The 456-nt window shown below is 60.3% G+C and carries 1 protein-coding gene; it reads left to right on the top strand.

The features are described from left to right. The coding region (gene pilV, locus ACR6JA_RS22490; protein WP_494599654.1) for a shufflon system plasmid conjugative transfer pilus tip adhesin PilV at positions 1–456 on the top strand (456 nt) is incomplete at both ends.

Genomic DNA, 456 nt, shown 5'->3' on the forward strand with positions numbered 1-456 from the left:
AAGGCGTATCCAGGCACTGCGATCTGCCAAGGGCGGGTATGGCGTCGAAATTATCGGCGCGCTGGGCGTTCTGATGCTTCTGGTCGGCTGGGGCCTGTACGATCAGAGCAAGGTCAGCGATCAGAACACAGCGAAGATCGCTGCAACACACCATGCAACCGTCACCACTGCGGCCATTGCCTATGTGAAGGATCACTACTCCGAGCTGCTGGCTGCAGCGCCGAGCGTTGGCAGCAAGACCACAGTGAGCTTTGCGACGTTGCAGGCGAACCGCTATGTACAGCCGTCACTGTCCTCCACCAATATCTGGGGTCAGACGCTGAACCTACGGATTACTCGAATGAGCCTGGATCCCAAGACCGTGCAGCTTGACGCGGTACTGATCGGTGAAGGAGGGCAGAACGCCCCGGAAGGCGTGGCTCGACAGGTGGCTCAGCACATCGGCGCCGAGGGCGG

This window comes from Cedecea sp. B1(4) (assembly GCF_059414925.1).